Below are 26,380 nucleotides of genomic sequence, written 5' to 3'. Positions count from 1 at the left end.
TAAGTGCCGATGTCTCTGACATCGGCCCTTATTCTCCCCTTGGCCTCGCTAACAGCTTCCAGGGGTGTTTCTTAAGATCTTCGCTGAAATCTTTAAAATTCGTACCCGTAGATTTAAGATCACTGCTGAAATCTTTAACGTTACCCATGATCGATCGCAGATCATTATAAACTCCATCCTCGACTAAAAGCTTACCTATCGTGCCCTCGCCGTTTTCAAGGCGCTTCACTATAGTTGTTACGGAATTTGAGAGATCCACCAGATTCTCCGTAAGTTTTTCCATGACTACCGGATTCTGCCCTACGAGGACAGCCCCGTCTTTCACAAGGCTCGCGCCCGGTGTGCCGGGGTATATCTCAAGATATTTTTCGCCAAGGAGGCCGAGCGTATTTATAGTGATCTTGGCGTCCTCTTCGATCCTCGCGTCAGATTGTATCCAGGCGCGCACCTCGGCATATGACTTTTTTTCCTTATCGCTATATACAACATTCACGCCGTCCACCCTGCCCACGCCGACTCCGGAGAGCCTTACAGGAGCCGCGGCCCCTATACCGCTCGCGAAATCGAATTTCACGGCTATCTTATAACCTGTTTTCGACAGGTTGATGTCGCCGATCGAAAAAATTATCAGAAATCCTATCACGACGCCCGCTAGTATGAACGCGCCCACCTTAATTTCAAATGCCTTCGTCGTCTCCATTAATACCTCCGAATTTTACCTCTCTTTTAAATGGTACGAAATCGGTTAATCGAAATCCATACCTTCAGTTATAGGCCCTTTACTGGCGCCGGTAATGAATTGTTTTACTACCGGGTCCTTAGTGTTCTTGATCTCTTCCGGGGTACCGACAACTATTATCTTGCCTTTGTACAACATCGCTATCCTGTCCGCTATCTTGTAAGCGCTCGTCATATCGTGCGTAACGGCGATCGACGTTACCTTCAGTTTATTATGAAGATCCACTATCAGGTCGTTTATCGCGTCTCCCATTATCGGGTCGACGCCGGTGGTCGGTTCATCGTAGAGCATTATCTGCGGCCATCTGGCAATAGCGCGCGCCAGCCCCACCCTTTTACGCATGCCTCCGGAAAGTTCGGCAGGTTTCTTAGCCTCTATCCCCTTAAGGCCGACAAGCGCAAGGCACTCTTTCACCCTTTTTCTCATAGTCTCGCGGTCGGTGGTGGTATGTTCGATCATTGAGAAGGCCACATTCTCAAATATGTTCAGTGAATCGAATAGCGCGGCGCCCTGAAATAACATTCCGAACTTCATACGCAAGGCGCTAAGCTCTTTATCGTCCATCTTCGTCACATCTTTACCGTTAACCAATATCTGACCCGAGTCGGGCTTGAGAAGCCCTATGATATGCTTTAAGAGCACGCTCTTACCGCAACCCGAGCGCCCTATGATTACGGTCGTCTCCCCCGTATTTATAGTAAGGTTTACGCCATCCAGCACCTGATTGCCGTCGAAAGACCTGTGAACGTTTTTTATCTCTATCATATTTCCCGCATTACCTTCCGATAAAATAGAAAAGCGCCGTCATGAAACAGTCGGACGCTATTATCAATATGAAGCTTACGACGACGCTCGCCGTAGTGGCCCGGCCCACGCCTTCAGCCCCTCCTTCGGTCTTCATACCTTCATAGCAGGCCACTATGCAAATTATTATCGCGAAGACAAGGCTCTTCACGAGCCCCGTCCATATATCTTTATATTTCAGCGGATCCCACGTATTCTTCATATACATGGCATGAGATACTCCGAGCTTGTATACACCTACCAGGTATCCGCCGACAATACCGATGAAGTCAGCATACAAAGTAAGGATCGGCGCCGTTATCACAAGGGCCATAAAACGCGGCACGACAAGGTACTTTACAGGATTTGTCGCCAGAGTTTCGAGCGCGTCTATCTGTTCCGTCACCTTCATGGTGCCAAGCTCCGCGGTGATCGACGCTCCGACCCTTCCCGCTATGATAAGCGCCGTCAGGACGGGCGCCAGCTCCCTGGTCATCGAAAACGCGACCAGCGAAGCCACATACATCTCGGCCGCAAAACGTTGAAGCTGATACGCGCTCTGAAGCGCAAGCACCATACCGGTGAAAAGGCTTATCATTGAAACTATCGGGAGAGAGTCCACGCCGATCCTGGACATCTGCTCCACTATATGGCGTAGCCTCAATGGAGGTATCGGGATCCAGAAGAGCGTCTGCCCCATAAGCACCGATACGCCGCCGGCGTACCTTATCATATTCAGGAACCTGCGGCCCAGCATTCCGGTAAATCCCGATGCTTTCGACATAATATTTTTCATCTTTAAAATTTGTCCTTATGTTCGAAACCGAAAAAATCTTTATCCTGCCCTACCGTGACCTTGATACTGTCATTGGCCTGCAGATTGTAATCAAAATGCACCTCATCCGAATCCCTGAGAGACTCGTCTATTTTATCCTCTTTTACGAATTTTTTATACCCAAAACCGAAATGCCCGACCAGATTCTTCTTCATATTAAGCTCCTGGCCGTCTTTGTTCTTCGTTGAATTCCATTCGTCCCAGGTTATCGCCGTATCATCGGTGACAAGTTTTACGTTATCGAACATATTATCCTTACCGAGACGCCTTAAATCAAGCTCGCCCGCGAGAGCAAAGTATCCGCTATTTCTGGTTATCCTGGAATCCTCTATCTTTAAAAACGGAAGTTCGCCGTTCAGGGTTGCTGTCATATAATCGAAATTGAGGCCCCCTATCGTTCCGCCTTTTATATCGAAATGGGAGGTCACCTTCACCTTCCTGAGGGGCCCCTTGAGCTCAAATTTGCCGCTCATTGTGCCGGTAAGCGCCGATGTCGCCTCTTTCTTGCCGAATGTCAGCATGAGCCAGCTTAAGCTGACATTATTGGCCAAAAGCGTCAGCTCCATATCTCTCGGATTCTTCAGAGAGATTTTTCCATAAGCCTTAAATACCTCTCCAAGACTAAGGTCTGTCACCTCGACAGAATCGCGCATGATCTTATAGCTTGTCTTGATATCGATAAACGGCTTAAAGTTCAATATCAGATTATGAGCTTCAAACTCGCCCTCTATACGGTCCAAAGCATTCGTATCTGAATTTTTTATAAATTCATTCTTTAAAACGGCATCGCAGGCTATATCGAACCCGGATACCTTCAAGTGGTCAAATTTAAAATTCACTATAAACGTGCTATCGGCAGATATGGTTCCGAATGCCCTGACCGATCCCATGCCGGGTCTGCCGGGCTTGATCTCCGCGTAGAATTTACCATTCTTTATGTAACCGCTGAAATTTATCCTATCATCGTGAAACAGGGTCAGGTACCCGTCGATCCTCGAATCGCTGAGGTCTCCATGTAACCCGACGAACCCTTTTACGTCGCCGTTCTTAACCGAGAACTTCACATACGTCGTGGAATTTTTATCCAGAAGCGGCGACAACTCCGAACCGCTCACTGCCCTTATGACGTCTTTAATATAATAGTTGGTACGTATGCTGTCTATCGCAAAACTCTGAGCGAATTGTGAAGCGTCCATCCGCTTTATCCGTATATCGTTCAGCACTATAGGATGAATTATGCCTCCGTCTATCGATCCGATGGAGAAGCTGGCCTTGCCTCCGAGGGCGTCTTCAACCTTAGCTTCCGCAAGGCTCTTCAGCTGAGGGATCAGATCCTCGACTCTGTTTTCAACGAATACAGTAAAGCATATAATACAGAGCAGTATTAAGATTACCTTGTAGCGTCTTCTTGTTCTTATATGGCGCATGAGCAACTACCTGCTTCAGCTTAAGTCAAATACCAGATGGTCCACCTTCGCGGATATTTTAACATTACCGCCCTTCTTGAACGTGCCTTTTATTATCTCTTCGGCCATGGGATCTTCCAGAAAACGCTGTATCGTCCTCTTTAACGGGCGAGCGCCAAAATTTCTGTCGAATCCTTTCTCGATAAGGAACTCTTTTGCTTCCTGGGTCAGCTCTATCGTGATGTGCTGTTCTTTCAAGCGCGATTCGACATCCTTTACCTCAAGCTCGACGATCCGGATGAGGTCCTCTTTCGTGAGCGACCTGAAGACTATTATGTCATCGACCCTGTTCAGGAATTCGGGTTTAAATGCTTTCTTGACTTCGTCCAGAAGCCTCTCTTTCATCGACTGGTATGTCACATCCTCGGCCTGAGACTTAAACCCTATAGAGCCCTGTTTCTTCAGCATCTCAGCGCCTATATTTGAAGTCATGATGATAATGGTATTCTTAAAATCAACCTTCCTGCCGAAAGAATCGGTAAGACGGCCTTCCTCGAGCATCTGCAGAAGTAAATTGAATACGTCGGGATGAGCCTTTTCTATCTCGTCCAGCAGCACCACGGAATAGGGCCTTCTCCTCACTTTTTCAGTCAGCTGCCCGCCCTCCTCATATCCGACATATCCGGGAGGCGCTCCGACGAGCCTTGAGACATTGAACTTCTCCATATACTCGGACATATCTATCTGTATGATAGCGTCTTCGTCGCCGAACATGAACTCCGCGAGGGCGCGCCCGACTAAAGTCTTGCCGACACCGGTCGGGCCAAGAAATACGAAAGAGCCTATAGGCCTTCTCGGATCTTTGATACCGGCGCGTGAACGTCTCACGGCATGAGCTATCGCCGATATGGCCTCGTCCTGGCCTATAACGCGTTTATGAAGTATCTCTTCCATCTTGAGAAATTTATCCTGCTCCTTCTCCTCCATCCTGACTATAGGTATGCCGGTTATCTTAGAGACTATCACCGCTATATCATCGCCGACCACCTTCGGCTCAAATTTTCCTTTAGACTCTTTCCACTCCCTCTTCGTCTTATTTAATTCATCCTTGATCTTCCTCTCCTCGTCCCTGAACTTGGCCGCCTTCTCAAAGTCCTGATTCTTTACAGCGGCCTCCTTTTCCTGATGCACCTTCTCAGCCTTCTCCTCGATATGCTTAACGTCCGGCGGAGCCGTCATAACCGATAAACGCGCTCTGGCGCCGGCCTCATCTATGAGATCTATGGCCTTGTCCGGCAGATATCTACCGCTTATATACCTGTCTGAAAACTTAGCCGCCGCCTCGATCGCCTCATCCGTGAATTTTACGCGGTGATGAGCTTCGTATCTGTCGCGCAAGCCCTTTAATATCTCGATGGTTTCATCGACACTCGGCGGTTCGACCATGATCGTCTGGAACCGTCTTTCGAGCGCCGCGTCTTTTTCAATATGCTTCCTGTATTCATCGAGCGTGGTGGCGCCGATGCATTGTATCTCGCCCCTTGAAAGCGCGGGCTTCATTATATTGGACGCGTCGATCGCTCCCTCCGCGCCGCCGGCTCCGACAAGCGTGTGAAGCTCATCTATAAATATGATGATATCTTTAGAGCGCTTTATCTCGTCCATCACCGCCTTGATCCTCTCTTCGAACTGGCCCCTGTATTTCGTTCCGGCAACCATCAGCGCAAGATCAAGTATAATTATACGTCTCTCTCTAAGCGTCTCGGGCACTTCTCCCGCTATTATCTTAAGGGCAAGCCCTTCGACTATGGCGGTCTTTCCCACTCCCGCCTCTCCCAGTAGTACAGGATTATTTTTAGTGCGCCTTGATAATATCTGTATCACGCGCTCTATTTCGTTCTTTCTGCCGATGACCGGATCGAGTTTATCATCCTTGGCGAGCTTCGTCAGGTCGCGGCCAAATGCGTCAAGGGCCGGGGTCTTCGCCTGCGAAACTTTCTGTCCCATTTCATATCCCGGGACCTCTGAGCCGAGCAGGTTCATAACTTCTTCTCTGACCTTATCGAGCTCCAGCCCTAAGTTCATCAGGACTTGAGAGGCAACTCCCTCCCCCTCCCTGATAAGCCCCAGCAGCAGATGCTCTGTTCCGATGTAATTATGTCCTAATGACCTGGCCTCATCTATGGCAAGCTCGATAACCTTCTTAGCCTTGGGCGTGAACGGAAGGTCTCCTGAAACAACGGTCGCGGGGCCGGGCTGCACAAGCTTTTCGACTTCCAGCCTTATCTTGTCGGGGCTCAATCCGAAGGTTGCCAGCACCGCGGCGGCAACTCCTTCGCCTTCCCTTACCAGCCCCAGCAATATATGTTCCGTCCCTATATAGTCATGATTGAACCTCTTCGCTTCCTCTTTGGCTAGAAGTATCACTTTTCTGGCTCTCTCAGTAAAACGATTGAACATCGGCATCTTTAGTTATCCTCCGTAATAAAAATTATTTGATCTTTTCGCGAATCAGGTCCGCGCGTTTTATGTCGCGCTCACTGGCGTTCAGGGCCTTGCCTTCCAGCTTCTGCAGGTGCGCCGGCTGGGTCAGGATAAAAAGTTCGTTGATCATCCTTCTGTCCAGATTTTTTACCACCCCAAGGTCTATGCCCAGCCGTATCGCGGAAAGTAGCGTTATCGTCTCATTGCTCGAAATTATATGGGCGCTCTTTAACGTCCCGTAAGCCCTCGACACACGGTCCGTGAGGGCATCTTTACTCTTCAGGATAAGCGACTTCCTCGTCATCTCCTCCCTGTAGACCGTCTGGTTTATTATCTTGTTTATGCTATCGATCAAATCTTCTTCGGTCATTCCCATTGAGGCCTGATTGGATACCTGGAATATATTTCCCGTCGCCTCGGTCCCTTCCCCGTAAAACCCTCTGATATTAAGCCCAAGCTTCCCGATCGCCTGAAGTATCTTATTTATCTGCCCGGCGAAGACCAGGGCCGGAAGATGAAGCATCACAGACCCTCTTAAGCCCGTTCCTGAATTGGTTGGGCATGCCGTAAGATATCCCCATTTCGGCGAGTAGGCATATGGCAGCCTCTTAGAAAGTTCCGTATCTAATTCGTCCGTTATCCTCCAGCACTCCATCAGGTTTAAGCCTGACTGTAAAATCTGTATCCTTAAATGGTCCTCCTCGTTGATCATTATGCTTACGATCTCTTTGGGATCCACTATAAGGCCTTTATATTCCGCATCTCTGGCATGCTCAGGACTCATCAGGTGGCGCTCGACCAGAAAGAGCCTGTCCACCTCGCTAAGGTCCTTAAGACGAAAGAACGTCGCGTTCTTCAGAAAGTTAACGGAAAGGGCCGCGTCCTTGACCTGGTTCAGCACATCCTCAAGCTGTTTCGGGTTCGCATGGTTGGAGAATGGCGCCTTTTCGATATTTCGCGCCAGACGCGTGCGCGACGACATCACTATATCCGAGTTGGGGCCGGTGCCCTTAAGCCATTCGCTATCCTGTCTTAATAAATCATTTATCGTTATCATTTTTAACAGCTTTCTTATTCTCCAGATCCCTGATCATATCTCTGAGCTTAGCGGCCTCCTCAAACTCTTCAGCCATTATAGCTTTCTCAAGCTGCACCTTCATTTCCTGCAATGTTCTTTTTTCTTTTACGTTCTTTCCTACCATGAGAGGAACCTTTCCGACATGGCGATTTGCGCCATGTATCCTTTTTAAGAGCGGGTCCAGCTGTTTTTTAAATGCCTCGTAACAATCTCCGCAGCCAAGCCTTCCCACCTTTTTAAAATCCTGATATGTGAACCCGCAAACAGGGCACTTTACATCATCGAGGACCCCGGGCTCAAGATTCGCGCCCATGTCCGCAAGGCCCGCAAGGAGATCGCTCATTCCAAAATGCTCTTCCATCTCCGCGCCCTTCTCTTTGGCGCAAGCTTCGCACAGATGGAGCTTGGTCATCTTATCGTTCACTATCTCCGTAAGATGTACTGTAGCCTCATTTTTACCGCATATATTGCAGAGCATTTCGCCGCCCCTCTCTTAATATTTAACTCCGTCCGTTTTAGTCAGTTTCTTAAACTCCACCATAAGCTTCAGCGTTTTATCGCCGGGTTTGCCGCCGTTGATCCTGCGGCCATCTATGGCAATAACGGGGATTATCTCCGCGGCAGTGCCCGTAAGAAAAACCTCCTCTGAGTTATAGAGGTCATCCATCCTGAGCATCTTCTCGCAAAACGGTATATGTATCTTCTGCGCCAGGCCTATCACTGCGTCACGCGTTATCCCCTCGAGAGCGCCCACGCTCACTGGAGGCGTCAGGAGCTCGCCGCCACGCACAGCGAATATATTGTCGCCCGTGCACTCGGCGACATAATCGTCGTGCGTCAGCATTATCGCTTCCTCGGTGCCGGCCTTTATCGCGTCGATCTTCGCCAGGATGTTATTCAGATAGTTCAGGCTCTTTATCCTGGGATCAAGAGACCGCGGAAAATTACGCCTTGTAGCGGCCGTCACTATGGACAGGCCTTTCTGGTAGAACTCATTCGGATAAAGCGCGATCTTATCGGCAATGATAAAGATAGTGGCTTTCCTGCATTTTCTCGGATCTAGCCCCAGGTCTCCCGGACCTCTGGTGACAACGAGCCTGACATAACCGTTACTCAGATTATTTGCCTTAAGGGTCAGGATGACGGCCTCGATCATCTCTGTCTTCGTCATAGGAATCTTAAGCTGAATGGCATCAGCGGATCGATATAGCCTGTCGATATGCTCATTCAGCCTGAATATGAGATTATCATAGATGCGTATCCCCTCGAAGACACCATCCCCGTATAATAGGCCGTGGTCAAAGACCGAGATAACGGCCTTCTCCTTTTCCACCAGCTCACCGTTCATATATATTTTCATAGCGTAATTTCCCTAATATAATATAGTCTAATTATTATATATAACGTCTAATATTAAGTCAATGGCGAAGGCAAAAATTACTGGGCTAGCTGACGATGTGGCCATCCTTGAGACGGATGATTGAGTCTGTGCGTTTGGAGAGGTTTTCATCGTGAGTGACAATTACGAGCGCGGCGCTGGACTTTGACTTTATATCGAAGAGCAGCTGATAGATAGATTCGCTGGTCTTTGAATCTAGATTACCTGTCGGCTCATCGCATAACAGGACTTCGGGATCGTTTATGAGGGCCCTCGCTATCGCGACTCTCTGCGATTCGCCGCCGGAAAGCTCGCCCGGCCTGTGAAAGGCCCTGTCCCCCAGCCCCACCGACTTCAATATCCCGCGGGCTTTCTCTTTCACGCACTTGCCGCCTATCATGGCGGGAAGCATCACATTTTCAAGAGCGCTGAATTCCGGCAGGAGATGGTAAAATTGGAAGACAAAGCCGACGCGCTTATTCCTGATCTTTGCCCTCTCCTTATCCGAGAGTTTATATATGTCGATGCCGTCGAGCGTGACATTACCTGTGGTCGGAAAGTCCAATCCGCCGAGTAACTGTAGAAGAGTCGACTTACCCGCGCCGCTTGGGCCTACAATGCAAAGAGACTCAGTCCTTTTTATCTCGAGGCTCACCTTATCGACAGCCCTGACGCACTTCGTCCCGGTCATACAATAAGACTTTGAGACATTATGCGCCCGGAGTATGATATTACTCATATCTAAGCGCCTCCACAGGTTGGAGCTTCGATGCTTTGTACGCAGGGTATATCGTGGCGATCAAGCTTATCAATATGCTCGATAGCACAATAAGCTGTATATCACACTGCTCAAGCTTCACCGGAAGTTTATCGATATAATATATCTCTTTCGGAAGGGTAATAAATCTGTATCTCTTCAATAAATAACACATTCCTATGCCAAGGCCGGTCCCCAATGATGTCCCGAGTACCCCTATGAATGAGCCCTGAAGAGCGAATATAGCCATCACATTGAAATTAGTCGCGCCTATCGCCTTTAATATTCCAATATCTTTGGTCTTCTCAAGGACCGTCATAATAAGAGCGCTCGCTATATTGAAACAGGCGACCATGACGATAAGCGTAAGTATTATGAACATCACCGTCTTCTCGAGCTTGAGCGCCGCGAGCAGATTCTTATTCATATCTACCCAGGTCCGCACATCATACGGGAGCCCCAGCATCGCCTGAAGCGCCCTCCTCGTACTATCGACGTCGTCGGAGTTATCGACTTTGATGGCCACTCCACTAACGATATCCGAGGCAACGCCTGCAAGGCCTTGAGCCTCCGGAATGCTGACATAGGCCAGGTTCATATCATAATCATACATGCCGGATGTAAATATTCCGGAGACCCTGTAGTTCCTGCCCTCGACTTTAAATGTCCCCGGGAAGGCTATCTTTTTCAGATCGATCGAGGACGGCGCTATCAGGGATATAAAATCGCCCAGCTTAACACCCAGCTTATCGGCAAGCTCGCTTCCGATAACTATGCCGCTATTGCCCAGATCGAGAGACCCCTTCTTCACATAGTCACCAAGTTTATTTATCCGGATCTCATTCTTAGGTTCTATGCCTTTAATGATAACGCCTGTGACGCTTTCGTTATGCCGTATGAGCGCCTGGGTATTTAAAAAATACGCGGCGGCCCTGACATTCCTAGTACCAAGAATCTTGTCGGTGAGGGCCTTTGAAGGAGTGACCCCATAGTCGGATACCACTTCCAGGTGAGCATACGTGCCTATAATCTTCGACTTCAGGTCCTCATCGAACCCGCTCATAACGGCTATCACTATTATGAGCGCCGCCACTCCGATGGCAACTCCGAGTATGGATATGAGGCTTATCGCGGATATGAACTTCTCTTTATGCTTTGAAGTGAGATACCGCAGGCTTACCAGAAGCTGCCAGTGAGTCGACATTAAATCTCCTAAAATTTTCCGGGAGCGAGGGGTTTTAATTGCGGGAAAAGTATCACATCCCGTATTGATAGGGAATTCGTAAGTATCATGACCAGCCTGTCTATGCCTATACCGAGGCCTCCCGCGGGAGGCATACCGTATTCCAGGGCCGTGACAAAGTCCTCGTCAATGACCCGCCGCTTATCGTTGGCGGCAGCGAGGTCCTCCATTAACCTGCTCCTCTGTTCGATCGGATCGTTCAATTCAGAATAGGCATTCGCTATCTCCATACCGCCCATATAGAGCTCGAAACGGTCCGAGAGCGCGGGGTTATCGGCCTTGGTCTTAGCCAGCGGGCACATTTCTTTAAACATATCTACGACAAAGACAGGGTGGTTATGCGCTTTGGGCTCAACCAGTTCACCCACTATATTGATCACCTGGGTTCTCGAGACCTCTTTTCCTTCTATCTCTATGCCTTTATCTTTGAGCTTCTTTATCCACATTTGCGGCGGATCTTCCGGGGCTATACCGAACTCCGCTTTCATCAGCTCCGCAAAGGAGACTTTCTCCCACTTCGAGAGATCGATGACCTTGCCGCCATATTCAAGCTCCGTCTTGCCCAGCACATCACGGGCAAGCGAGGTGATCATATCTTCCGTAAGCTTCATCATGCCCGCGCAATCGGAATAGGCTTCATAGACTTCGAGCATTGTGAATTCAGGGTTATGTTTTATCGAGATGCCTTCATTGCGGAAGTTCCTATTGATCTCGTAAACCTTCTCGAATCCTCCTACGAGAAGCCTCTTCAGGTAAAGCTCCGGAGCTATCCTTAAGAAGAGATCTATGTCGAGCGCCTCGTGATGGGTCTTGAAAGGCTTGCCTGCCGCGCCGCCGGCTATCGATTGCATCATCGGCGTCTCCACCTCTAAAAAGCCCTTCGAATCCAGGAATTTGCGGATACCCGCTACTATCTTTGAACGGGCGATGAATATATTTTTAACATCATCATTGACTATAAGATCGACGTAACGCTGACGATACCGCGTCTCGACATCTTTAAGGCCGTGCCACTTCTCCGGAAGCGGCCTCAAGGATTTCGATAGTATCCTGAACTCTTTTACAACGATCGTAGGCTCTCCGGTGCGCGTCTTAAAGGTCTCGCCGGACACTCCTACGAAATCGCCTATATCGATATTGTTCTTTATTGAGGCGAAGTTATCGGCTCCGATGGTGTCTTCTTTTATATACGCCTGTATTTTGCCTGAGGAGTCTTTCAGATCATAGAACATGCTCTTGCCGTGCAGCCTGACCGCCATTACACGGCCGGCCGCGACAATGGTCTTGCCTTCGACAAAGTCAGCCCTCAAACCCCCGATATTCGCAGTTGTCTGGAATTTTCCGCCGTATGCGTAAACGCCGGAATCCGTAATTGCCTTAAGTTTCTCTTTCCTCTGCCTTACCAATTCATTCTCTTCTATATCCCCTATCATACCTTTCCCTTTGCCCTCTCATGCTCATGTTCATTGCCTGCGGGTACCGCAGGACGACGCCTGTCTTTTTCCCCTTTTAATATATTGAGAAATATCCTGACTATCTTCGGATCGAATTGTATCCCCACGTTCTCTTTTAATATCTTCATCGCCTCTTTCTTCGAGAAAGCTTTTCTATAAGGCCTGTCCGAAGTCAACGCCTGGTAAACGTCCGCTATCGATATTATTCTTGCGCCCACGGGGATCGACTGGCCCTTTATACCCATAGGGTAACCGGTACCGTTCCATTTTTCATGATGATAAAGAATGAGCGGTATTATATCTTTCATAAACTGTATCGGCCTTATTATATCAGCCGCGATCTGCGGATGTTTTTTAATCTCATCAAATTCTTTTTTGGTGAGCTTGGATCTCTTCAGCAGGATCTTGTCGCTTATGCCAACCTTGCCCAGGTCATGCAATATTGCAGCCTGCCTCACATGGTCTATCTCTTCCTGTTCGAGCTTCAATGCCCTCGCTATCTGGGTCGCGTAGTGGACGGTGGAATCAGCGTGCTCGCCCGTATAATGGTCCCTCATCTCGATAGTCTTGGCAAAAGCGAAGATAGACTCCATCAGGCTCTGCCTTCCGCGTTTCGTAAGGCTCGATATCTTCTTTTTGAGATACTGGATATCGGTCGGCTCGCTTTCGACAGGTACGTGTTTTTTGCCGTTCTTAGTGTCTATCGAAGAAAATACTTTGTTCCCGCCGGCCTCCTTCGCCTTGTCCAGCAGCTTCTCGGCAAGATGCACGAGATCCATCCCGTTCTCGATCGGGTCATCCGGATATGATGCCACCGCCATACTCATCCTGATCTTCACGGAATGTTTGTCGTCGCCGAAATTGTAGATGGATAACGCTTCCATGAGCCTGTGCGCGAGGGCAATGGCCCTTGTCCTGTCCGCGCCGGAAGAGAGTATTATAAACTCTTCTCCCCCGAAACGCACCACTATGTCATAGCGGCGCACCATCTTTTTCAGCTGAGTCGCAAACTGCTTCAATACCATGTCGCCGAATTCGTGGCCATAAAGGTCGTTGATGGACCTGAAATAATCGATATCTATCATTACCACCGATAGCGGATGGACGTAACGCTTGGCCCGATAGAGTTCCGGCTCTATCGCTTCCATCAGATAGTGGTGATTATGCAGTCCTGTCTCGAAGTCTTTCAGGGCAAGCTGGCTCAATCTCTTGTTAGTCTTGGTAAGCTCTTTATTGAGGGATTCCCTTTCCTTCTCGATAGCCTTGCGTTCCGTAACATCGTTACCGAGAAACATGCTGCCTATTATCTTGCCATAGCTGTCGCAGATTATCGTGGAAGACCATGACATCGTCTTCGTACCGTTCACCAACGTCGCTATCTCGGTCTCGAGATCTTTTATATTTTTACCTGAGGGTATTAACTTTTTTACAAAATTAATAAGCCTGCCCCTCTGCTTCGGATCCGGATATTCCAGCTCCCATTTTTTCAGATTACCTATGATCTCTTCTCTTTTAAAACCGGTGATCTCCTCAGCTTTTTTATTCCACAGCAGGGTCTTCCCTTCCTTATCCACAACCTCTATCCATATATTCGCTTCGTTCAGAAGATTCTCATAAAACATCTTTTGCCACGCGAGCTCTTCCTGGCTCTTATTACGCTGCACGAGCATATTGGCGTTCTCGAGCGCTACGGCCGCTCCAGCCGCCATGCCTTGAAGCATAAAGACATCCTGGGCATCGAACTGCCTGGCATCCTTCTTGTTATATAGCTCCAGGCATCCGAGCAGTTTTCCTTCCCTGTTCAATATCGGTATGCTGATCAGGTTATGCAGCCCGAGCATCTCCTTAAATTCAGGAAGCACGCTGGGATCATGTTCAACGTCATTGGAGATATACGTCCTCAACGACTTTGTTATGCATCCGCACAGGCCCTCGCCGGGCTTAAATGTATAATCGACAGAATAAATTTTGCCATCCTTGTGGTATTCTTTGAATACCACATTATCGCCCACCACCACTCCCGCCGTTCCGGCGGTGGCATCGACAAGCTCTATAGCCGCGGCTATCAGCGTTCTCAATATCGTCGGCACTTCCAGGATCGCGTTAATATGCTGGCTGGTGCGCGAAAGGATCTCGAGCTGATAGTCGCGCCTGACCAGCTCTTCCTCCTGGGCCTTTCGTTCTGTTATATCCCGGGCGGACGCGAAATTATATTCGTTGCCCTGGAACTCAAGATAATTGACAGAGACCTCCACCAGAAATGTAGTGCCATCTTTCCGGCGATGCTGCGTCTCAATAAGGAAGGAACCGCGATCTTTGATCTCTTTCCAATGCCGCGGCCAGACATCTCCGGAATAACTCGGATCTATATCGGATACGGTCATGGCCAATAACTCTTCGCGTGAATATCCTAAGGATGTGCACGCCATATCATTGACATGCAGGATCCGGGCATCCGGACCTATCCAGAATACAGAGCTGCCGGAACGCTCGATCGCGAACTGCGCCATCTGGTTTATCTCTTCCGAGCTCTTGCGCTCCTCTTCGACGCTTATGGCGTGCGCGATGAAGCCCATTATCTCTTTGTCTTCATCCGAAGGCTCGATATCCTGCTGGTATACCACGCATAATGTGCCGATATATTCGCCGCCGACTTTTACGGCCTGCCCGACATATGTATGGAGATTGTAGCTTCTAACGTTGGGATCGGTCTCGGCATACCCGCTCTCCTGAAGATTGCTTATAACGGTTATATCATCGGAGCCTTTCTTAATAACATCGTAACAGATATGGCCCTGAGCCATATCCATCTCCTGAAACCCGGGCGGCACGTTCCATTGTCCGCATGAATGCAATGTTTCGCCCTCGAGCCTGTTATACATGGCACAGTCGGCGCCCATGATCTCTCCGCACAAGGCGGTAAGCTTGTTAATGTTTTCAGAAGGGTCGGGCCCGAAGCTCAGGAATGTCTCGTGTATCTTCTCCCATCTCTCTTCCGTATTTTTACGATCGGTGATATCGCGCACAATCGCCAGTATCTGGTATTTTCCGTTTATTACGGCCCGTTTCAGATTGATCTCCACCCAGAAGAGCCTCTCGGCCCTGTCTTTCGCGACCCATTCAAACAGCTGCGGCTCTCCGCTGGAAGTCTTATTTATTACATTGATCATGTCTTCCTGTGTATACGGGCTCTCGCCAAGGCTCAAGTCTCCTATGCTGCGGTGCAGCATCTCATTCTCACTGTACAAATACATCTGGCAGGCCTTCTGGTTGACGTCTATTATTCGGCCCGTTTCTATGTCTTGGATGAAGATCGCGTCATTTGCCGAATCGAATATGGAACGATAACTCTCCTCCGACACAACCAGGGCCTTTTCAGATTCCCGCCTCTCTGATTCGATCTCCGCGGTGTATAAAGCAAATCCCAGATCTCCGGCCAATTCGGCAAGCAGGCTGACCTCCTGTTCGTCAAAGGCATTAGGGTGATCGGAATATACATTTATGACACCGTAAATACGCTCCTCCATGACTACGGGCACTGAGACCATAGCACGATAACCGCGTCTTATCGCCTCACCCCGCCAGTTCGCGAAACTTGGATCGGTGGCAATATCGTTTGCTATAGACGGTTTTCTTGTCTTTACGGTTATACCTGTAGGACCCTGGCCGTTCGGTGAATCATCCCAGGTGACATGAATACTTTCAAGATATCCATCATCAAAGCCCGCGCAAGCAGCAGGCTTTATCTCAAACGTCCCATTTTCGATCAACCCTATCCATGCCAGACGGTAATTCCTGCTATCGACCAATATACGGCAAGTTTTTGCGAGAAGTGCGCTCCTGTCCTTTTCTTTTATCATAAGCTGGGATACGCTGCTGATTGCTCTAAGGATGGAGTTAAGATGTATTATCCTGGCTTCGGCCTTCTCGCGGTAGAGCACATCATCCCGAAGCCCCAGATTTCTGTTCTTGACTTCCAGGTTGTTATAGCCCAACTCCGCGATTAATGAGGCTATCCTGCCAAGCAATGAAAGGACTGACTTGAATCTCTCGCTCGTAATAACACTTACTTTATTAACGGCTTCCAGGTATCTCTCAGTATCGTATCCGAAAACTCGGGCCTGCTCTTTGAATTTTTCAATATCGGGCTTATGAAAAAAGACCTGCCCCGCGAAAAGCGTCGCGATATGCTTGTCTTTAACTATTATAGGCGTCCCGCCGTCCACCAACCCGTTATCGCAATACTCGATGTTAATGTCGCCGGCTTTTTTCAGTTTACCGCTCAAAGCCAAATTGCTCTTAAGGCAGGCCTTGGCCGATTCGGGGTTGGCTCTATGGAATTTTGTGCAGATATCCGACCATGCCGTAGCTACCAGGATCTCCTCATCCGGATATGAGTTAAGCCCTATCGCGACTCCGGTCAATTCAGACAGCATTTCGAATATAGGGCGCAGCCCTTTAATGTCGACAAGGTCCTTTATCGAATATTTGCCATCTACCAGATATTCGTTTAAAGGCCCTGAATCTTTATTATCGGTATCCGCCAATGTGTGGCTCCTCTTGCGTTTTTAGACAATCCGCCAATATTACAGTAATTATACTATATAAACGGAATAAGTCAAATGATGGGGTAATTTAGCCGATTATGTTAAATTGATAAAAGATTAAATTTATTTGACTTTTTAGCATATTTTATGCTAAAGTGCCATCATGGACAAAGACCCTTTTACCAGCCAATTCGTTAAAAAATACGTAAAACTCGTATATACGGCTATTGAAAAACGGCTGAGAGGATGCGGCATTACGCTGGGTCATGAAGAAATACTGGATATCCAGCAGGACATCCTTGCCTCGATATGCGCAGGTAAGAAACTCAATAATGTCAGGAACCCTGACAGTATCCCTTACTGGATTGCCATAGTATCGGGCAATGCCGCGATGCAATATATGCGTAATAGGCGGCGCATAGAACCTGAAAAGATGGTCTCTCTGTCTGATAAGATAGGAGAAACTGAGCTCATAGAGCTTATCCCCTCTTCCGGTCCGACTCCCCCTGAAGAGCTGGGCAAGGATGAGCTTTCTGAAAAAATAGACGAAGCTATGGAGAGACTGCCTCCCAAGGAAAGGCTCATTATAAAATTGAATCTCCTGCATGATAAAAAATACGAAGAGATAGCCGATATATTAAACCTGCCAAAAGGGACTGTTTCCAATTATATAAAAAGGGCTAAGGGTAAATTGAAGAAACATTTAGAGGAGTTCAAATGATTATTTTAAAAAAGTTTGCAATCCCTTTGCGGAAAGCCCACGGGATGCAAATTATTTTAAAATAATTTGCAACAATTTTGGCCTTTTTAGCGTCTTTATATATGGAGGATATATGGTCAATCTGAATACAAAAATAACCGCGCATCCTGCAGAGTATGTGCTTGCGGATTTTCTTGCCGGAGGCCTGTCGAAAGATAAGCGGGAGCAGCTGGAAAAGCACCTAAGCTCTTGCGATCAATGTCTGAATATAATCGTGGCGGCCCATGAAGCTGTTACTGCATTCGACAAAAAGAGACCATTTAAAAAATTGAGGGAAATTACTATGAAAAAAATAAATATTTACCTTCTGCTGGCCATAATATCATTCTCTTTCTCATTCATAACCCCGCGATTTTTTATACAGTTGCTGGTAGCTACTCTACTCTTGGGCATGAAGTGGGTAGCGGACTCGAAATCTACCAGAATGCTCGTCATGATATATGAAGCGTGGAAAAGAGACGGCGCAAGAGGCGCAGGTGACGCCCTTGAGACGCTTGATATAGACCGCAACAAGAGATCATAACCCATAAAACCCGCTCCTCTGCCCTGTCCCGGGATAAAATTATTTTAAAAAAGTTTGCCCCTCGGCCACTTAGATGCGAGCTCGGGACAAAATTGGAATAAAATATTGTTGAGAATTTTGCAATCCCTTTGCGGAAAACCCACGGGATGCAATTTATTTTAAAATAAATTGCAACAATTTTGGCACTTTCAGCGTCTTTATATAGTGGGAGCACGCAATGCGCTCATTTGAAAGGAGGTGAATCAAATGGTAAAGGAAGATCTGAAGCTTGCCGTAACGCGCATACATAAGCTGGACGGCGAGGGTGCCACAAAAGCTTTCTGTGACATGTCGGTCATGGATAGCCTGGTCATAAACGGCCTGAGGGTGGTAGAGGGTAAGGACGGCCTCTTCGTGAGCATGCCTCGCGAGGCCGGTAAGGATGGTAAGTGGTACAACACCGTCATCCCGTTAAGCCGGGAGATCAAGGACGAGATAGAAAAGGTGGTGTTGGAAGCCTACGGAGGATAAATAGATGGGCCGGGAGAAAAAAGAGATAGGAAGCCTGGGCGAAAAACTTGCCTTGGAGTTCTTAAAAGCTAAAGGCTATAGAATTAAGTGCGTAAATTTCAGAACGCCTTTCGGCGAACTGGATATAGTGACAACACACGAAGGTTCAATAGTCTTTATAGAAGTAAGAACCAGGACTACTTCTTCTCTCGGCCCACCCTTCCTGTCCGTGACGAGGGTCAAGCAGGCTCATATCATAAAAAATGCCCTGTTCTATTTAAAAAGATACGGACGCGTCGATTCAAGCTGGAGGATAGATGTGATCTCTGTGAAATTAGACTGTCAACACGCATTGGAGAAGATAGAACACATTGAAAATGCTGTAGAGGAAATTTATTACTAATAAGGAGAGTGTCGATGATCGCGAAAATATATTCAAGCTGTGTTTTAGGGATCAATGCCTATGAAGTTACTGTCGAAGCGGACATCGGCGGAGGGTTACCGGCCTTCAATATCGTGGGCCTGCCGGACACCGCGATAAGGGAGTCCCGGGATCGGATAAAAGCCGCGATAAGAAATTCGGGGTATTCATTTCCGGCTAAGAAGATAACGATAAATCTCGCACCGGCATATATAAAAAAAGAGGGTGCGGATCTCGACCTGCCTATCGCCCTATCGGTGCTTTTATGTGAAGGCGTCATCGAATGCGCGGAGTTGAAAGAATATATATTCTGCGGAGAGCTATCTCTGGACGGTAAGCTGAAGTCGATAAAAGGCGCCCTTGCCATTGCCCTGGGACTAAAATCTATGGATAAGACGAATTTCATCCTGCCAGGCCATAACGCAAAGGAGGCTGCTGCAGTAAAAGATATCGAGGTCTACCCTGCCAGAACGCTTAAAGAGGTCGTTGACTTTATAAACAAAAAGATCGAAATAAAAAGAGAGTTTTCTAATAGCGAACAACTATTAAAGAGAAATTCAAAGTATAAGATAGACTTTCGTGATGTAAAAGGCCAAGAACACGTCAAGCGCGGGCTCGAGGTCACGGCTGCCGGCGGACACAACGTCCTCTTAATAGGCCCTCCCGGCTCCGGAAAAAGCATGCTTGCTAAAAGGCTGCCCACGATCCTTTCTGAGATGACGATCGAAGAGTCGCTCGAGACATCGAAGATACACAGCGTGGCCGGGCTGATTCCGACAAATAGAGTCCTTATGGGCACCAGGCCGTTTCGCTCTCCGCATCATACTATATCGGACGCCACGCTTGTCGGGGGAGGAACTAATCCAAGCCCCGGGGAGATAAGCCTCTCACATAACGGCGTCCTCTTTCTAGATGAGCTTCCGGAATTCAGGAAGAACGTACTCGAGGCATTAAGGCAGCCTATAGAGGAAGGCTCGGTGACCATAGCAAGAGTCGCCAACACACTCACCTACCCCGCCAAGTTTATGCTTGTCGCGGCAATGAACCCCTGCCCGTGCGGTTACTTCACGGACCCGAAACGGGAATGTCACTGCTCGCCGATGCAGATACAGAACTACCTCTCAAAAATATCAGGGCCGCTTCTGGACAGGATCGACATACACTTGGAGGTCCCCCGGCTTAAAATGGAGCATCTTACGGAAAAGCGCCGTGGTGAGCCGTCGGAAGAGATAAGAAAGCGTGTAGATAAGGCGCGGGAGATCCAGAGATCGCGTTACAAAAACGATGGCCTATATTTCAACGCGCGCTTGGAATCTGCCGAGCTTGAAAAATACTGTATGCTCGATAAAGAGAGTGAGGAATTGCTAAAGCTCGCGATCCTGGAGCTCGGCATTTCCGCAAGGGCCTATGACAAGATCTTGAAGGTATCGCGCACTATAGCCGATCTGGACGGAAAAGACGTCATCGAAGCACATCATATCTCGGAGGCGATCTCTTACAGGAGCCTTGACAGGAATCTGTGGGGGTAACCTGGCAAATCTAACCAGGTTAGAATAGCTAAGAATAACTACTTATCACTTGACCATAATTTCTTTGTATTCCAGACATATGACCAGCCGACTGGAACGGGTTTTCCCAATACTGAATTGCTTGCATCTTTTACCAGCGGATGAAAATTGAGAGTTGGATGAGGTGAGTCGGCTATCACAAACCATGATATTTTATTCATAGCTATCTCTTTTATTACATTCTCGGCCTTCTGCTCCCCTTTTATTATCTCTATCGGGCATCCTTTCCAATAATATAAGAATACTGCGCAGACAGGCATGCTCCAATAAGCAAATTCCGTGATCATCAATCTATCGTCGTCCTTCATATGTTCATTGAGGTAGCAGGCAAGCTTTTTCGAGGCGTCTGCTCCCGGCCAACCGTTCGGATGCGTTTCCATATGATATTGCGGATATGAGAAGGCCAGTCCGGTATAAAGAGTGTACATAAAAGATAGGATCAGGATCGCTAAAATTAATCTCGATCTTTTCGTCATCTTTATTAAGAGCAGCATCCCTGCGCCGGCGGCCATTGCCAGAGCCGGGCGGGCGGATAAACATAGCCACGGGGCCTTAGCCGTGATGAAGAAAGAGCTTGGAATGTATACGGCCGCTACAATGATGAGCGGTATGCCCCACCTGAATTGCTTATTATGGAATATCAGATATAAAATATAGAATGCTCCTATTATGAAAAAGAGAAGCATTGCCGCTCCCAGGTCCGGCAGTAATTTCTTGAAATAATATATAGGGGAATTTGCCCACAATGTATAATAATCTGTTGCTTGAAAATAAATTTTAAAAACTGTTTTGGTGAGAGAGCTAAATAATATATACCACCATGATGTAAGGATAAATATCGTCGCGCACATTACCGTAATCTTTTTTATAGTGATCCTCTCTTTCAATAGAAACAATATCGGCACGACGGCAACGATAAAAAATAGCGCGCTCTCCTTACTTAATAAAGCGAAGGAAAGCGCTATGGCGCACCAGAAGAATTTTCTCTTTAATAATAGTAAAATGGCAAGGTAGCATAACACCGATGCCAGGCCGTCCCTCTTTATCCATGTGTCATAGCCTATTGACGCGGGCATCAGGCTCAATAAGAGCCCGCTCATCCATGCGTATTTCCATCCCCCTATCCTTGCGCTCAATAGATAGGTGACTAATAACGTCGCATATGAAAATACTAAGGAAAGCGACTCCAGCCTTATATCGAATCCCGCTTGAAACGGCGCGAAGAACCGCGCGAAAGTCATGTAAAAAGGAGGGTGGAAAAAATATCCCCAGTAGAAAGGATCCGCTTTAGCGTTACTCAGGAACGCTCTCAATGAAAGGATATTCCATGCCTCGTCCCACATCAGGAGATGGCCTAATGTTTTAAGCCTTAGGAAGAGAAATATAGCGGAGATAAGAACGAAGCCTATCAGGAGCTTCTTTTTATTTGATGGGATACCCATGTTTTATCAATATACCATGAACTATCTACAAATGTCGAAACGATTACGCGAACTCCTGGACTCTGTAGATAGCCTTAAGTTTCTCGTAATCCATTGGCTGGGCGGGAGGAATAAATATGTATATATGGAGCTTATCGTCTTTTACAATCTTTATTGGAGTATTATCGGGGATGGTTTCTATGCCTACGGATAATTTTAGAGCAAGTGTTAACATCTCCATCAGTCGGATATATATATATTCGTCGGTTGCAGGCTCCTGCTTACTAATTCCTACTACAACGTTCTTATCATCCCTCAGTGGCGCAAATTCAGGCAACTTGACCGTATCTTTTCCAGCTAACACGATTACTTTCGCGTTTGACTTGCCGTCTCTTGTTTTTTCAGTATTTATTCGGCCAGGCAGATTGTTATCTTCGTCGACAATGAACGGTATACCCTTTGATTCACAGTAGTTACGTATCGAGCTTATAAGCGGGTTAAGGGCATTGTACTGAGTTTTTCCCTTCTCATATCCTCTCATCCAGTCTGTACCTAGGGCTATTATAAGAGGCTGGCTTTGTGGTTGTGCCTGGATGTAGTTAATGATATCTTGGAAGTTTGTGGAGTGAATGCTTTCGGATTCAGGCGATGCAGGAGCGGGCGCCGCTGTAATCGCTAAAGCTTCCCGCTCACTTTCAGTTAATGCCGCATATGCTCTCATGTGCTGCCCCTCTATGTTTCGTAAAACGCTTTCTACGTTGACGTTCGATCCGATTTCGTGGGAGACCTCTTGAAAAATACTCGCAAATACGGCGGTATTAAATTTGCCTTCACTGAATGTCGGAGGCAAAAGCCGGCCGGCAATTAAGTCATCCCGCGAAAGAGGAAGGCGCGAGATTGCCCAGGCCGCGGATTCTTCTATCTTCATGATATCAAAATTTTCCAATGTAGGAGGAGCATCTCTAAGCGCCCGAAAGATCGCAGGGAAAGAATAGCTGTTATTAAAAGTGCTTCCCTGGGGGTAGCCAAATGCTCCCGTGGCGATGAACCTAATATTCGGCATATTTTTCAACACGGCAGGATCCGCTTCAGGCTTAGGATTCGCTCCAAGGAAAACAACGCTATCTTTATTCATGCCTTCAAAAACCTTCTCCTTGCCCCACAAATATCCCGGCTCGGCTAATCCTATAAAAGCATCGGCGCCTTTAAGTATATCTTCCATATTATTCCCCGAAAATCCTTGAATATTAAGAGCCGCCATTTCTGACTTCTCCCCGTTTATGTCCGTCCTGCCTGAATGCAAGGCGCCTTTACTATCCAACATTATTATATTCCCGCCATTTTTTAAATCGATGCCAAATCCTAAACGATGTAATAGTCTCGCTGTCGCTATCCCGGCTGAGCCCGCACCAGCTATAACAATTTTCATCGCACCTATATTATTTTCTCTGCCAGTCTCTCTTGCCGCGCGTAAAAGCCCTCCCGCAAATACAATGGCCGTGCCATGCTGATCATCGTGAATGGTAGGGATCGCTGAACCATTCAAACGCTCCTCTAAGCTAAAGCAGACAGGCGCGGCTATATCCTCTAGCATGACAACTGTTTTAAGCCCTTCCTTCTGCTTCACGCGCTCTACATAGCTTTTCACGGACCCAAAGACTTTATCCTCAATCTTTTTAGCCAGGAATGCCCGTTTCTTGGGATCTCTTTCTTTTTTGTATAGTTTCCACAGCTTCTTTGTGTCGACAAAGGCTATGTCCGCGTCGACTCCGCCGAACCACTTAAGGAGCATCCTCTTGCCCTCTGAGACAGCTCGCATAACATGAGGCCCTTTTGTCCCCATACCTAAAACAGCAGAACCATCCGAAAAGATAACGATCTTCCTAATCTCCTTATGAATGACGGGAAAAGATTTAGGTGTCACTCCGAATAATTCTTCTTCCAAGGAGGGGTCCTTTTCAATGAGACGGCAGACTTCACCCACGCCCGGGCTATAAACCGTCTTCATTATCTCAACGGAGTCCACCGGCACGATCCCCAGATGCATGAATATTTTAACAATCGAAATATACTTTTTCATAAACATATCAGGCACAGATGCCCCATTGGCAGCAAACGCAGCAGTTGGTGGACGAGTATTATCAAGTTCTAGTTTCACGAGAAATTCTTCTATAGCAGAACGTACCATAGGATCGTATAATTTATTCACGCAAAGATTTAAGGCATCTTTAAGGAAAGTTGTCGTCTTGGCTTTGTCATAACCAAGGCCCTCATATATACCTTCTAAGATAGGCTTAATATCGTTGGGGATTATAGATTTTATACCGAAACCCTTTCCATAGATATAAAATTTCACTATGCTATGTATAAAAAGCGCGGGGTTATTATATTTGGGTCTACGTTCAAGGATATCGACAACGACAAATTCAGGTTCTTTACTTATGTTCCTATACATGATATTTGACGGGTTAACATCTATAGGATACTGAGTATAGCTGTTACCATTTGACAGATATCTTACGACTTTCATCCATGTAGCCGTTATTTTTCGGATTTCTTCACTGTTCAGGCCATTTTTCGCGCCTGCGTGGACTGTCGGGCCTTTTATCCATTCCTCATAGTAAATGTCATCAAACAGTTCACCAAACTCGGGTGCGAAGCCCATCCCTTTGAGCCCCTTAAATACTTCAGCTTGATTCATATTGGATGTTCTTGCGCTTTTGACAGCCATTTCGAAGATTGGCCTATTGACATGAAACCCTGTGCGGTTTGTAACCCCATCGATCAGTGATAATTTTATCCTGAACACTATTCTTTCAGACGCTCTCAAATATTGAATATTTACAACGGCAATTTCTTTATATGTTATGTCACTGCCTATATTTTTTAAGACAGCCTCGACTCTTCCTGGGTCTTCTAAAAATTTTATGAGTTTTTGACGTATGGGGTTACGGTCTTCTCTGAATACTTTGCCTTTTGGATTCGCCCAACATATTTTATAATCGATATTATTGACGCGTCCGCGTTCTATGACGGGAAATGACTCTGCCTGTGATTTATCTTCGAATGATAAAGCTGTAGATCCTACATCCGACTTGCCGTCTTCGGATAACAGAGGAGCTTCTATGCCGACATGTTCCGAGAGTGCCGCACCTTTACCTGATGTGAGTTGCGGCAAAATCTTCGGCTTCTTTCGTAAAACAATAAAATCAGCCCCTACCTCAAATACATCTCTGGATAGCTCACCTTTGTCATTAACGGGTTGCGCCAATGATTTCATATCAGGGCTCATCAGAATATCTTTATCGATACCTAAATCCACCTCTTCATACTCTCCGGTTTTTATCAACCAGTCGCAGTATTCCATATCTTCGTTAAATGCCACTATATGGTCGCCGGCCTTAAGCAGTTTATCGCACAGCGGAATCAAATACTCCCTACATGTTTCTGCCGCATTAAGCGACCATTTAGGATTAAATCCGTATTTCTTCAGCCATGAGACCCCCTTAAGGATCAAGGCCGTATGGTCCTCGCCGGAAATTCTATTTCTATTCACATGGCTTATTATCCCATTTATATCGAGGATATCGTCTTTTTCATAGATCAGAGAATTACGTATAATGGAGGGATCCACTCCCGCGGCATTGTACACTTCAGGCTTTGTAACTTCAATTTCATGAAACATGTAGTCGATGTAATTCCCGCTATTTATACCGACGGTCCGGCAAAACTGGGCGGGGAAAACATCTATCCCCATCATTGGATATACAGCTATGCCGTCTAAAATACCCAGGATAGCAAGTATCTTGAGCCGTATAACATAGTTTTTAATGTGATCTTCAAAATATACTTTCGGAACTTGCCTGATTTGAGATTGTAATGCTTCAACTGCTCTATGCATTACCTCTTCTTTCTGAGCATCAGTTAAACCCGCAAGAATTTCACGTTTTCTTTCGGGATGGGCTATCAGCCTTTTTACAAAAGCAGTTGTATATTTTTCTGTCCTCACATAAACTTTCGTTCCATCACTCATTTCTAAGAAGTTGCCACCGCTTTGCAGATTATAAACAAGCTTATGTATTATGACACCATTCTCTGTGACGGGGAGGCCAAAGCCTACTATCTCTCCATCCTCCCTAATCTCCTCTATGCCATCAATATCGTATCCTTGGAGCAGCATTTCAGATTCACCGGATCCATCGCGGATATGGCTCTTAATGACAGGGATCAGAATGCTTTTTGGGTTTTGGAGTTTGTGATCTCTGGCAAGTACCAGCATCCTACCGATAATGTAACCTATATCAATTAGCGCCCATCTATCACGGAAAGCGCCCTGGAGTTTTGTAGCTAAGGGCGGGGCCAATACAGATTTATTGGCCTCCTGTGAAAGCAGGAGATTCCCGAAAGCTAAGTCATTGATCACAAAAATAGAGACTACAATTGATATTGTAGCTCTATATAAAAAACTATGGCCTTTCCTGGATATTAACATAT

19 protein-coding genes are annotated in these 26,380 nt (G+C 47.0%); 5 read left to right on the top strand and 14 right to left on the bottom strand.

What is annotated here, in order from left to right; all coding sequences use genetic code 11:
• Positions 1–28: 28 nt before the first annotated feature.
• The 12 genes from NTY76_04570 to NTY76_04515 all read right to left on the bottom strand — a co-directional run bounded on the left by NTY76_04570 (position 29) and on the right by NTY76_04515 (position 16,704).
• The gene (locus NTY76_04570; protein ID MCX5678363.1) at positions 29–700 is read right to left on the bottom strand and encodes an MlaD family protein; all 672 of its coding nucleotides are present in this window, start codon (positions 698–700) and stop codon (positions 29–31) included.
• 45 nt (positions 701–745) lie between these two features.
• A complete protein-coding gene (locus tag NTY76_04565; GenBank protein MCX5678362.1) occupies positions 746–1,504 on the bottom strand; it encodes an ABC transporter ATP-binding protein in 759 nt (252 codons plus the stop codon).
• A gap of 10 nt (positions 1,505–1,514) precedes the next feature.
• Positions 1,515–2,318, bottom strand: a complete 804-nt coding sequence (locus tag NTY76_04560) for an ABC transporter permease (protein MCX5678361.1) — start codon at positions 2,316–2,318, stop codon at positions 1,515–1,517.
• Between the two features lie 2 nt (positions 2,319–2,320).
• A complete protein-coding gene (locus NTY76_04555; protein MCX5678360.1) occupies positions 2,321–3,784 on the bottom strand; it encodes a hypothetical protein in 1,464 nt (487 codons plus the stop codon).
• 15 nt (positions 3,785–3,799) lie between these two features.
• Complete coding sequence (locus NTY76_04550; protein MCX5678359.1) at positions 3,800–6,223, bottom strand: ATP-dependent Clp protease ATP-binding subunit; 2,424 nt, start codon at positions 6,221–6,223, stop codon at positions 3,800–3,802.
• A gap of 31 nt (positions 6,224–6,254) precedes the next feature.
• Positions 6,255–7,304, bottom strand: a complete 1,050-nt coding sequence (locus tag NTY76_04545) for a protein arginine kinase (protein ID MCX5678358.1) — start codon at positions 7,302–7,304, stop codon at positions 6,255–6,257.
• Positions 7,288–7,803 (bottom strand): UvrB/UvrC motif-containing protein, encoded by a 516-nt coding sequence (locus NTY76_04540; GenBank protein ID MCX5678357.1) that lies wholly within the window; start codon positions 7,801–7,803, stop codon positions 7,288–7,290. Before NTY76_04540 ends, NTY76_04545 begins: the two co-directional genes overlap by 17 nt.
• Positions 7,804–7,818: 15 nt before the next feature.
• The gene (gene ilvE / locus NTY76_04535; protein MCX5678356.1) at positions 7,819–8,685 is read right to left on the bottom strand and encodes a branched-chain-amino-acid transaminase; all 867 of its coding nucleotides are present in this window, start codon (positions 8,683–8,685) and stop codon (positions 7,819–7,821) included.
• 85 nt (positions 8,686–8,770) lie between these two features.
• Entirely contained in the window at positions 8,771–9,442 is a 672-nt protein-coding gene (locus tag NTY76_04530; GenBank protein ID MCX5678355.1) for an ABC transporter ATP-binding protein, read from the bottom strand.
• Complete coding sequence (locus tag NTY76_04525) at positions 9,435–10,664, bottom strand: lipoprotein-releasing ABC transporter permease subunit (protein ID MCX5678354.1); 1,230 nt, start codon at positions 10,662–10,664, stop codon at positions 9,435–9,437. The genes NTY76_04530 and NTY76_04525 overlap by 8 nt, the downstream gene beginning before the upstream one ends.
• An 8-nt stretch (positions 10,665–10,672) precedes the next feature.
• The gene (lysS, locus tag NTY76_04520; GenBank protein MCX5678353.1) at positions 10,673–12,136 is read right to left on the bottom strand and encodes a lysine--tRNA ligase; all 1,464 of its coding nucleotides are present in this window, start codon (positions 12,134–12,136) and stop codon (positions 10,673–10,675) included.
• Entirely contained in the window at positions 12,133–16,704 is a 4,572-nt protein-coding gene (locus NTY76_04515; protein ID MCX5678352.1) for a PAS domain S-box protein, read from the bottom strand. Before NTY76_04515 ends, lysS begins: the two co-directional genes overlap by 4 nt.
• Before the next feature lie 163 nt (positions 16,705–16,867).
• Here NTY76_04515 and NTY76_04510 point away from each other — a divergent pair, with 163 nt between their 5' ends.
• The 5 genes from NTY76_04510 (at position 16,868) to NTY76_04490 (ending at position 20,426) form a co-directional block, all read left to right on the top strand.
• On the top strand, positions 16,868–17,425 hold the full coding sequence (locus tag NTY76_04510) for a sigma-70 family RNA polymerase sigma factor (GenBank protein MCX5678351.1): 558 nt from the start codon (positions 16,868–16,870) through the stop codon (positions 17,423–17,425).
• Between the two features lie 112 nt (positions 17,426–17,537).
• Positions 17,538–17,987, top strand: coding sequence for a zf-HC2 domain-containing protein (locus tag NTY76_04505; GenBank protein ID MCX5678350.1), 450 nt, complete (start codon positions 17,538–17,540; stop codon positions 17,985–17,987).
• 246 nt (positions 17,988–18,233) lie between these two features.
• Complete coding sequence (locus tag NTY76_04500; GenBank protein ID MCX5678349.1) at positions 18,234–18,497, top strand: SpoVG family protein; 264 nt, start codon at positions 18,234–18,236, stop codon at positions 18,495–18,497.
• Positions 18,498–18,501: 4 nt separating this feature from the next.
• Positions 18,502–18,879, top strand: a complete 378-nt coding sequence (locus NTY76_04495; GenBank protein MCX5678348.1) for a YraN family protein — start codon at positions 18,502–18,504, stop codon at positions 18,877–18,879.
• Between the two features lie 14 nt (positions 18,880–18,893).
• The gene (locus tag NTY76_04490) at positions 18,894–20,426 is read left to right on the top strand and encodes a YifB family Mg chelatase-like AAA ATPase (GenBank protein ID MCX5678347.1); all 1,533 of its coding nucleotides are present in this window, start codon (positions 18,894–18,896) and stop codon (positions 20,424–20,426) included.
• Positions 20,427–20,464: 38 nt separating this feature from the next.
• Here the strand turns inward: NTY76_04490 and NTY76_04485 are convergent, their stop codons facing one another.
• Entirely contained in the window at positions 20,465–21,907 is a 1,443-nt protein-coding gene (locus tag NTY76_04485; protein MCX5678346.1) for a hypothetical protein, read from the bottom strand.
• Between the two features lie 43 nt (positions 21,908–21,950).
• The gene (locus NTY76_04480) at positions 21,951–26,249 is read right to left on the bottom strand and encodes a hypothetical protein (GenBank protein ID MCX5678345.1); all 4,299 of its coding nucleotides are present in this window, start codon (positions 26,247–26,249) and stop codon (positions 21,951–21,953) included.
• Positions 26,250–26,380: the final 131 nt, after the last annotated feature.

It is taken from the genome of Candidatus Omnitrophota bacterium (genome assembly GCA_026387175.1).
Lineage (GTDB): Bacteria > Omnitrophota > Gorgyraeia > 2-01-FULL-45-10 > 2-01-FULL-45-10 > CAIMPC01.
The sequence above is the reverse complement of the archived record's forward strand: the minus strand, read 5'-3'. Positions and strand labels throughout refer to the sequence as shown.